This window comes from Tunicatimonas sp. (genome assembly GCF_049647865.1).
In the GTDB taxonomy this organism is placed as follows: domain Bacteria; phylum Bacteroidota; class Bacteroidia; order Cytophagales; family Cyclobacteriaceae; genus Tunicatimonas.
In genome coordinates this window covers 1-1,797 of record NZ_JBARYM010000757.1, presented here as the reverse complement: position 1 = coordinate 1,797, position 1,797 = coordinate 1, and the positions used below count along the sequence as shown (strand labels likewise).

The window sequence follows — 1,797 nt, the reverse complement described above, 5'->3', positions numbered from 1 at the left end:
GCCTCGTGGATGGCCAAGCTTTCCATCCCCCACTTTGGGCGACTCTTGAGGTTGTACGTATTGGCAAAGAAGTAGCCGGGAGTGCCGTGTTTAATTGACCCGGGTTGGTAGTAAGCGGGAGTGGTAGCTGGTGCTTGGTAGGCGGGCACCTCAATTACCCCGTAGGGCAAGCGGGGCAGGTGACCGAAGAGTTGAGGCAGCTTCGGGTCAATCCGCTTACAAATCTCCCGGTAGCCGGTCAATAGTGCTTCGGGCATATCGTAGTAGAACTGTGGATCGGTCTTTAGAAATTCGTTAAACGCCTGCATATCCCCGGAAAACGCTACTTCATCGATGATCTGCTGCATCGCTTCTCGGATGCGAGCCACCTCGCTTAATCCAATCTCGTGAATCTCCTGAGCACTAAGATCAGTCGTCGTGTTGTTACGAATGCGTTCTTTGTACCAAGCTTCGCCATTGGGTAAGTCCTTTAGCCCAAACGATGCCCGAGCGTTGGGTACGTACTCCTCGGCCATAAACGTAGCAAATTGCTCTAACGCTGGATTGATCTCTTCCTCAATGAGCGTCTGCGCTTCCTGCTGCACCGATTCACCGTCCACTCCTTCCAGATCAATAGTTTCATTTATTGAGGCTAATGAGGCGTAGAACACACTTTTATTAGGGTCATCCGCAATCATGCCCCGTACTTGCTCCGGCACCTGAACTACGGTGGTACGCGGCATGACAATTCCCTGCTCGATACCTTCTTGAAGTAAGCGTTGGGTATTTTGCATCAATGCCGGAATGCCCCGTAGGCGAGCTAATAGGTCGTTTAGGTGATCTTCCGACCGTTGGGGCATCATCTGTAGCACTGCGGGTATCATTTGGTTGATTCCCTGGATTTGGTCAACGACCAAATACTGTTCGGGGTATTGAGCATACAGATTATAGCTATCGGATACGTCGCGTTGAAAAAGTGCGTAGTTCAGTTGATCGTCTTCATCCAGATCATCCGCGTTGAACATCTCCCGAGCTTTGTAGAATGCAGTTGATTCGTCTATAGTCTGTTGTCGCCCTTCGGGAGAAAGATCATCCCACAAATGATTATACCCTTCCATACCCAAAAAGGTAGCCATCATTGGGGAGTTTCGCTTTTTGCTTTCGGCATACAGTTCAAAGAGGGCATTCAATCGTTCATCTTCCGAACTAAAATTAGCTGGATCGCTGACGTACGTTAACTGCTCTTCCAAACTACCCTCCGGCATCTGCCCCTTCGGCTGTTCAGATTCAGTACAGCTTAAGAATGAGAAGAAGGCGAGCAGCGTGAGTAAGCGAAGTGAAACCGATGGTAAGGTCATAGGGAAAAGGCGTTTAATATGAGTATCGTGCACTATTGGCTAAGATAGCTTTCATTCGAGTAAGATGGTGGTATTCACTTAAAACAATTTGAACACAAAAGCACACTAAACTTTCTTCTAAATGCATTCGGGGATTCCCATCAGAAATCTTATTTTTGCTGCCCTTAAAATTAATGATTAATGAGTGATGTCGGCGCGGCGCAGAATAATAATTAGTAAGTACTTTACTAGATTACTAAGCACCCTTTTCTGATTGTAGTCCGCATGTTATTCATTACTCATTATCAATTGTCCACTATCCATTATCAACTGTTATGAACACCTGGTTTACCTGTAAAATAAAGTATCAAAAGATCGACGAGAAAGGAAAAGCAAAGAACGTATCGGAGATGTACCTGGTCGATGCGGTTTCGTTCACTGAGGCCGAACGGCGCATGTACGAAAAAATGGAAACCATGAT

General features: G+C 46.7%; 2 protein-coding genes. One reads left to right on the top strand and one right to left on the bottom strand.

What is annotated here, in order from left to right; translation table 11 throughout:
* Positions 1-1,337: DUF885 domain-containing protein (locus WBA23_RS22115; protein ID WP_424584454.1), on the bottom strand; the 1,337-nt coding region annotated here is incomplete at its 3' end.
* Between the two features lie 314 nt (positions 1,338-1,651).
* On the opposite strand from WBA23_RS22115, the gene WBA23_RS22110 reads away from it, so the two are divergent.
* The coding region (locus tag WBA23_RS22110; protein ID WP_424584455.1) for a DUF4494 family protein at positions 1,652-1,797 on the top strand (146 nt) is incomplete at its 3' end.